Genomic DNA, 8,713 nt, shown 5'->3' on the forward strand with positions numbered 1-8,713 from the left:
ACGGCAACGTTCACGCCGACCGCCAGCATCACCGATACGACCAACCTGATCACCTTGTCCAACACCGGCGTTGCTGACCTCGCCGGCAACACCGGCTCGGGCATCACCGATTCGAACAACTACGCGATCGACACGGCGCGTCCAACCGTCGGTATCGTGGTCGCAGACGCAGCCCTTTCCGTCGGCGAGACGACTTTGGTCACCTTCACGTTCTCGGAGGCTGTGACTGGCTTCGACAACACCGACCTGGCGATCGCCAACGGCACGCTTGGCGCGCTTGGTTCCGTCGACGGCGGCATCACCTGGACGGCAACGTTTACGCCGACCGCCAACGTCACCGACACGACCAACCTGATCACGCTGGCCAACACCGGCGTCGCCGACCTGGCCGGCAACACCGGCGCCGGCACGACCGACTCGAACAACTACGCCATCGACACGGCACGTCCAACCGTCGGCATCGTGGTAGCCGATGCCGCCCTGTCGGTAGGCGAAACGACGCTTGTCACCTTCACGTTCTCGGAGGCCGTGACCGGCTTCGACAATACAGACCTGACGATCGCCAACGGCACGCTCGGCGCGGTCAGCTCCAGCGACGGCGGCATCACCTGGACGGCAACGTTCACGCCAACCGCCAACGTCACCGACACCACCAACCTGATCACGCTGGCCAACACAGGCATCGCCGACCTGGCCGGCAACACCGGCTCGGGCACCACCGATTCGAACAACTACGCGATCGACACGGCGCGTCCAACCGTCGGCATCGTGGTCGCGGACGCGGCCCTTTCGGCCGGCGAAACGACGCTGGTCACGTTCACATTCTCGGAGGCCGTGACCGGCTTCGACAATACAGACTTGGCAATTTCCAACGGAAGCCTCGCTGCGGTTAGCTCTTTGGATGGCGGCATCACCTGGACGGCAACGTTCACGCCGACCGCCAATGTCACCGACACCAGCAACCTGATCACGCTGACCAACACCGGCATCGCCGACCTGGCCGGCAACACCGGCTCAGGCACGACCGATTCGAACAACTACGCCATCGACACGGCGCGTCCGACCGTCGGCATCGTGGTCGCAGACGCCGCCCTTTCCGTCGGCGAGACGACGCTGGTCACCTTCACGTTCTCTGAGGCTGTGACCGGCTTCGACAATACCGACCTGACGATCGCCAACGGCACGCTTGGCGCGGTCGGTTCTGTGGACGGCGGCATCACTTGGACGGCAACGTTCACGCCGACCGCCAACGTCACCGACACGACCAACCTGATCACGCTGGCCAACACCGGCATCGCCGACCTGGCAGGCAACACCGGCGCCGGCACGACCGACTCGAACAACTACGCCATCGACACGGCACGTCCAACCGTCGGTATCGTGGTAGCCGATGCCGCCCTGTCGGTAGGCGAAACGACGCTGGTCACTTTCACGTTCTCGGAGGCTGTGACCGGCTTCGACAACACCGATCTGGCAATCGCCAACGGCACGCTCGGCGCGGTCGGCACCACGGACGGCGGCATCACCTGGACGGCAACGTTCACGCCAACCGCCAACGTCACCGACACCACCAACCTGATCACGCTGGCCAACACAGGCATCGCCGACCTGGCCGGCAACACCGGCTCGGGCACCACCGATTCGAACAACTACGCGATCGACACGGCGCGTCCAACCGTCGGCATCGTGGTCGCGGACGCGGCCCTTTCGGCCGGCGAAACGACGCTGGTCACGTTCACATTCTCGGAGGCCGTGACCGGCTTCGACAATACAGACTTGGCAATTTCCAACGGAAGCCTCGCTGCGGTTAGCTCTTTGGATGGCGGCATCACCTGGACGGCAACGTTCACGCCGACCGCCAATGTCACCGACACCAGCAACCTGATCACGCTGACCAACACCGGCATCGCCGACCTGGCCGGCAACACCGGCTCAGGCACGACCGATTCGAACAACTACGCCATCGACACGGCGCGTCCGACCGTCGGCATCGTGGTCGCAGACGCCGCCCTTTCCGTCGGCGAGACGACGCTGGTCACCTTCACGTTCTCTGAGGCTGTGACCGGCTTCGACAATACCGACCTGACGATCGCCAACGGCACGCTTGGCGCGGTCGGTTCTGTGGACGGCGGCATCACTTGGACGGCAACGTTTACGCCGACCGCCAACGTCACCGACACGACCAACCTGATCACGCTGGCCAACACCGGCATCGCCGACCTGGCCGGCAACACCGGCGCCGGCACGACCGACTCGAACAACTACGCCATCGACACGGCACGTCCAACCGTCGGTATCGTGGTAGCCGATGCCGCCCTGTCGGTAGGCGAAACGACGCTGGTCACTTTCACGTTCTCGGAGGCTGTGACCGGCTTCGACAACACCGATCTGGCAATCGCCAACGGCACGCTCGGCGCCGTCGGCACCACGGACGGCGGCATCACCTGGACGGCAACGTTCACCCCAACCGCCAACGTCACAGACACCAGCAACCTGATCACGCTGGCCAACACCGGCATCGCCGACCTGGCCGGCAATACCGGCTCTGGCACCACCGATTCGAACAACTACGCCATCGACACCGCCCGTCCGACTGCGACGATCAGCATCGCCGACGACGCGTTGGCGGCCGGCGAAGACAGCTTGGTAACGGTCACCTTCTCCGAGGCGGTCACCGGCTTCACCAATGCCGACCTGAGCGTGGCCAACGGCACGCTGGCCACGCTCGCATCCGTCGACGGCGGCATCACTTGGACCGCCACGTTCACGCCGGCTGCCGACACCGAAGCGAGCGGCAACCTGATCGTGCTGGCGAACACCGGCCTCACCGACCTGGCCGGCAACAGCGGCAGCGGCACCACCGATTCGAACGGCTACGCGATCGACACCTTGCGCCCGACGGCCACCATCGTCATCAGCGACAGCGTGTTGTCGACCGGCGAGACCGCGCTGGTGACCATCACCTTCTCGGAGGCCGTGAGCGGTTTGACGAATGCCGACCTGTCGGTGGCGAACGGCACGCTTGGCGCCGTCGGCTCGATCGATGGCGGCGTCACCTGGACCGCGACCTTCACGCCGGGCGCCCAGATCGCCGACGCCAGCAACGTGATCACGCTTGGCAACAGCGGCCCGCAAGACGCCGCCGGCAACAACACGGGCGGCAGCACCGACTCGAACAACTACGCGGTCGAAACCTCGGCGCCCACCGCCGCCATCGTGGTGGCCGACAGCTCCCTGACGGCCGGCGAAACCTCGCTGGTGACGATCACGTTCTCGGAGCCAGTGACCGGTTTCACCAACGCCGACCTGAGCGTGGCCAACGGCACCCTCGGCGCGCTCAGCTCTCTCGACGGCGGCATCACCTGGACCGCGATGCTGACCCCGGCAAGCAACCTGCGCGACGCCAGCAACGTGATCACGCTGGACAACAGCGGCCTGACCGATTTGCTGGGCAATGCCGGCAGCGGCCTGACCGACTCCAACAACTACGCGATCGCCACGGTGCGCCCGGGCGCGAGCGTGGTGGTGGCCGACAGCACCCTGCTGGCGGACGAAACGTCGCTCGTCTCGATCACGTTCTCGGAGGCGGTCTCGGGCTTCGACAACGCCGACCTCAATGTCGCCAACGGCACCCTGGGCGCTGTCAGTTCGCAAGACGGCGGCATCACGTGGACGGCCATCCTCACCCCTGATGCAGGCATCGCCGACGGCAGCAACCAGATCACGCTCAACACCGCGGGCGTTGTCAACGCGGACGGCAATGCCGGCCTCTCCACCGTCGGCTCGAACAACTACACGGTCGACACCGCGCGTCCGGGCGCCACCATCGTGCTCGCCGACACCTCTTTAAGCGCAGGCGAGACCACCACCGTGACAATCACCTTCACGGAGCCGGTAACGGGCTTTGGCAACGCCGACCTGACGGTGGCCAACGGCACGCTCGGCCCGGTCAGCTCGACCGATGGTGGCCTGACCTGGAGCGCCACCTTCACGCCGGCGGCCAACACCATCGCCGCCGCCAACGCGATCACCCTGGACCTGGGCGGCGTGCAGGATGCGGCCGGCAACAGCGGCGTTGGCAGCGCGAGCGCCGGCTACGCGATCGACACCCAGACCCCGGGTATCGCGATCAGCAGCAGCCTCGGCGCGCTCAGGGCCGGCCAGAGCAGCACCATCACCTTCACCCTGACCGAGGCCGTCAACGGCTTCGACGCCGGCGATGTGCTCGTCAGCGGCGGCACGCTGTCGAACTTCAGCGGCGGTGGCACCAGCTTCACGGCGACCTTCACGCCGTCGGCGAACAACGTCTCGGGCGCGAGCATCCGGGTTAACGCCGGCGCTTTCGCCGACGCCGCGGGCAACGCCAACGCGGCCAGCAACAGCCTGCAGCTTGCGGTCGACACGCGCCTGCCAACGCTCACCATCACCAGCAGCGACAACCTGCTGATGGTGGGCGAGACGGCGCTCCTGACCTTCACCCTGTCGGAGGCCTCGACCGACTTCACGATCGCCGACATCAGCGTCAGCGCGGGAACACTGTCGGAATTTAGCGGCAGCGGCACCACCTACACCGCGCGCCTGACGCCGCCGCCGTCGGCACCCGGCGGCTCGAGCGTGACGGTTGGCTCGGGACGCTTCACCGACGCCGCTGGCAACCCGAACACGGCCGCCTTCGGCGTGTTCGTCGCGGTCGACACGATCCCGGCGATCGCGCCGAGCGCGCCGACGCTGTCGCTCGCGAGCGACACGGGCAGCTCCAACACCGACCGGATTACCAGCGTCAACACGCCGGTCGTGAACGGCACCGCCTCCGCCGGCACCACCATCACCCTGTTCGACACCGACGGCGTGACCGTCCTTGGCAGCACGGTGGCGACGGGCGGCGCCTGGAGCATCACCAGCGCGGCGCTGGCGGACGGCACCCACAGCCTGACCGTGGTGGCGACCAAGAACGGCGCGAACCCGAGCGCCTCTTCCGCCCCGATGCTGATCACCGTCGACGGCGCGCCGCCTTCGGCCACCGTCAGCGTCGCCGATGACGCGCTGGCGGCCGGAGAAACGTCGCTCGTGACGATCACGTTCTCGGAGCCGGTCACCGGCTTCACCAACGCCGACCTGACGGTCGCCAACGGCAGCCTGGGCGCGCTCAGCTCGCTCGACGGCGGCACCACCTGGAGCGCCACCTTCACGCCGACGGCCAACACCACCGACGCCAGCAACCTGGTCACGCTGGCCAACGCCGGTGTGCAGGACGTCGCGGGCAACGCCGGCGCCGGATCGACCGTGTCGAATAACTACGCGATCGACACCGCGCGGCCGACGGCCAGCATCGTCGTCGCCGACAGCGCCTTGTCGGTGGGCGAGACCTCGCTGGTGACCATCACCTTCTCCGAGGCGGTGTCGGGCTTGACCAACGCCGACCTCACGGTCGCCAACGGCACCCTGGGCGCGGTTGGCTCGCTCGACGGCGGCGTCACCTGGACCGCCACCTTCACGCCGACGGCCAACGTCGCCGACGCCAGCAACCTGGTCACGCTGGCCAACGGCGGCGTGCAGGACGCCGCCGGCAACGCGGGCACCGGCATCACCAACTCGAACAACTACGCGGTCGACACCGCTCCGGCGGCCACCCCGGGCACGCCGCAACTGAGCGCGGCGAGCGACTCGGGCCGTTCCAACAGTGACCGCGTCACCAACGACAGCACCCCGACCGTGACCGGCAGCGCCGCCGACGGCAGCACGATCACGCTGTTCGACAGCGATGGCGTGACCGTCCTTGGCAGCGCGGTCGCCACCGGCGGGGTATGGAGCATCACCAGCACGGCGCTGGCCGACGGCAGCCACAACCTGACGGTCGTGGCCACCAAAAACGGTCTCAACCCAAGCGCCCGTTCGAGCGCCCTGCAGGTGACCATCGACAGCGTCGCCCCTGCCGCGCCGGGCACGCCGGCGACCGCCGACGGCCCGGTGACGCACAACCGCACGCCGGTGTTCTTCGGCTCCGGCGCCGAGGCCGACTCGGTCATCACGATCCGCAGCGGCACCACCGCGCTCGGCACCGCGCTGGCGAACGCGGCCGGCAACTGGAGCGCCGATCCGATCACGCTCGCCGGCGGCTTGTACGCGATCACCACGAGCGCGACCGATGTGGCCGGCAACACCAGCGCCGCCTCGGCCCCGCTCGCGCTGCGCATCGCCGCGCCGCCGCCGCAGGCGCAGTCGGACGGGCCGAAGCCGAACAACCCCAACCCGGAGCTCGACGAGTTCAAGGTCCCGGAAAACGTCGCGCCGATCGGCCTGGCCGTTATGGATGGCACCACCCATTCGCCGCTGGCCGCGACGATCGCCAAGACCCTGTCCAACGGCGCCTTCGTCCTGCCCGGTTACGGCAACGTCAGCGTGCTAGCCAGCATCGGCGGCACCTCGGCCGGGCCGGCATTCGAACTCGAGCTTCCGGTCCCGCTGGCCGGCATCAACGCCAACTTCACCATTCCTGCCAGCCTGTTCGGCTCGCTCGAACTGGTCTCGCTGCGCGCCACCCTGCCGGGCGGCGAGCCGCTGCCGATCTGGCTCACCTTCGACCCCGTCAACCGCACCTTCAGCGGCGAGGTGCCTCCAGGCGCGCTGTCGACGCTGACGATCGAGGTGATCGGCACCGACGCCAAAGGCAAGGAGCACCGCGCCACCATCACGCTCAGCGGAGCCAAGATCGAGCCGGTGGTGTCGAAGGCGCCGCCGGCGCTCCTGCAGGGCATCGACCTGCTCGTCGCGCTGGGCCTGAAAGGCGGCGAGCGAGGCGCCATCACGCCCCGCCCCGCGCCGGCCGGCCCCGGTGCGGATGGCAGCGACGCCGCACCGGCCCGTTCGCACCGGCTGAGCGACCATCTGGCGCAGCACGCCCAGCGTTTCGCACACAACTCCGACGCCACCCTGCGCCACCTCGAGCAGGTCGAGCGCGCGCACAAACCGGGCCCGCAAGCATGAACACCAAAAACACACTCAAAGCTTCCACCACTGGAGAACCACATATGACGCCTACTTCGTCCCTTCGCCGCTCGCCGTCCCCCCTGCGCCTGCTGCCGCTCGCGGCCGTCGTGCTGGCCACCCTCGGCGGCTGCGCCGTCGCGCCCGAGCCGGTCTCGGTGGCCGAGCGCAGCGAACGCGTCAGGGACGATGTGGCGACCCTGTTCAAGGACATGGAGCCGGTGGCCGGCGACGTCACGCTGCACGAGGCCTTCGCGCGCGCCCTCAAGTACAACTACGACTACCGCCTGCGCTCGATGGAGCGCAGCATGGCCGAGGCCCAGCTCGACCTGTCCAAGTACGACATGCTGCCGCGCCTGACCGCCTCGGCCGGCTACACCAGCCGCAGCAACGACGCCGGCGCCCGTTCGGTCGACCTGGCCACGGGCGTCGAGAGCAACCTGTTCTCGGGCGCCCAGGAGCGCACCCGCAACACCCAGAACGCGGTGCTGGCCTGGAACGTGCTCGACTTCGGGGTCTCGTATGTGCGCGCCCAGCAGCAGGCCAACCAGGTGCTCATCGCCGAGGAGCGCAAGCGCAAGGTGGTGCAGAACATCTCGCAGGACGTGCGCCAGGCGTTCTGGCGCGCCTATGTCGCCCAGCAGACGCTGCCGCGCATGGACGCGCTGCTCGGCCGCCTCAAAGAGGCGCTGGCCCGCAGCGGCCGCATGGAGCAGGAAAAGATGATGCCGCCGATGCAGGCGCTGGCCTACCAGCGCGCCCTGCTCGACCTGCATTCGCAGATCGTGATGCGGCGCCAGGAGCTGGTGCTGGCCAAGTCGGAGCTGAGCGCCCTGATCAACCTGCGCCCGGGCACCGAGATCCGGCTCGCCGCCGCCGACCAGGAGGCGCCGGCGGCCGCCCTGCACCGCCTCGACGACCTCGACGCGCTCGACCAGGCCGCGCTCAACAACCGCCCCGAACTGCGCGAGGAGGACTACCGCAAGAAAATCACCGTGCTCGACGGGCGCAAGGCGCTGCTGGGCTTTTTGCCGGGCCTCGAGTTCAACCTCTCGCACAACCGCGACAGCAACAAGTTCCTGCTCAATAACAGCTGGTCCGAGGCCGGCGGCCTGGTCTCGCTGAACCTGCTGCGCGCGTTCTCGTACCCGAGCGCGATGAAGGCCCAGGAGAGCGCGCTCCAACTCGGCGACACGCGCCGCGTGGCGCTGACCATGGCGGTGCTGACCCAGGTGCGCATCGCCGCCCAGCGCTACCAGGAGGCGCAGGCCGACTACCAGATCAGCCGCCAGGGCGCCGAGGTCGACAGCCGCATCGAAAAGCTGATGGCCGACGGGATCAAGGCCAGCTCCGAGTCCGGGATGGAACTGCTGCGGGTGCAGGTCAAGTCGGCGCTGTCGGACATGCAGCGCTACATGGCGCTGGCCAACCTGCAGATCGCCTACGCGCGCGTGGCCAACTCGGTCGGCGCCGACCTGCTGCCGGACGTGCCGCAGGCGCAAAGCGTGGCCGCGTTCACGGCGCAGCTGTCCAAGGCCGACCAGCAATGGCGCAAGACCAATTTCAACACCGCGCGGGCGGTGCCGGTGGCGCTCGGCGTCGGGGTGTCCCCGATCATGGCGCCGGCCGGCAGCGGCATCGACCTCGCCGGCATGATGCGCACCCGCCTGGCGTCGCTGGGCGTGGCGCCCGGCGCGGCCGGCGGCGACGGCGCCACCATCGGCGCCAC

At 68.4% G+C, this 8,713-nt stretch carries 2 protein-coding genes; both read left to right on the plus strand.

Translation table 11 applies throughout. The features are described 5' to 3' along the window. Positions 1-6,984, plus strand: a 6,984-nt coding sequence (locus C7C56_RS29210) for an Ig-like domain-containing protein (protein WP_106760345.1), incomplete at its 5' end; no start/stop codon positions are given. 44 nt (positions 6,985-7,028) lie between these two features. Beyond that, the coding region (locus C7C56_RS26555; RefSeq protein WP_106760346.1) for a TolC family protein at positions 7,029-8,713 on the plus strand (1,685 nt) is incomplete at its 3' end.

The sequence above is a fragment of the Massilia glaciei genome, from assembly GCF_003011895.2.
In the GTDB taxonomy this organism is placed as follows: Bacteria; Pseudomonadota; Gammaproteobacteria; order Burkholderiales; family Burkholderiaceae_D; genus Telluria_A; species Telluria_A glaciei.